The sequence below is a fragment of the Allokutzneria sp. NRRL B-24872 genome (assembly GCF_002155965.1).
In the GTDB taxonomy this organism is placed as follows: Bacteria; Actinomycetota; Actinomycetes; order Mycobacteriales; family Pseudonocardiaceae; genus Allokutzneria.
Map to the genome: position 1 here is coordinate 1 of NZ_MUMH01000368.1, position 590 is coordinate 590.

Consider the following 590-nt stretch of genomic DNA (forward strand, 5'->3'; position numbering starts at 1 on the left):
GCTGACCGAGGGCAACGCGGTGGCCATCTACTCGGTCTACCTGGCCATGGTCTATCTGCTGGCCATGCCGGGCGGCTGGTTCGGCGACCGGGTGTGGGGCCCGCGCAAGACGGTGATCATCGCGTCCGGGATCGTCATGGCCGGGCATCTGGCGCTCTCCGTCCCCGGCCAGGCGACCTTCTTCGTCGGCCTCGCCCTGGTGGCGCTCGGCTCCGGTCTGATCAAGGCCAACATCTCGACGATGGTGGGCCAGCTCTACGACGGTCCGCAGGACCCGCGCCGGGACGGCGGCTTCACCCTCTTCTACATCGGCATCAACGTTGGTGCCTTCGCCGCTCCGTTGGTGATCGGCACCGTCGGCCAGTCGTACAACTGGCACCTGGGCTTCGCGCTCGCCGCGCTGGGCATGGCACTGGGTCTGGTCCAGTTCCTGATCGGCACCCGCCATCTGAGCCCGGAGAGCAACGTCGTCCCCACCCCGCTGGCGACCGAGGAGCGCCGCTCCTGGCTGCGCAAGGCGATGATCTGGCTGATCGTCGCCGCGGTCTTCTACACCGGCGTGGTGCTCAGCGGGAGCTGGACCCTCAACT

At 68.3% G+C, this 590-nt stretch carries 1 protein-coding gene; it reads left to right on the forward strand.

The genetic code is table 11. The features are described from left to right. On the forward strand, nucleotides 1-590 hold a 590-nt coding region (locus CCN37_RS38105), incomplete at both ends, for an oligopeptide:H+ symporter (protein ID WP_143262064.1).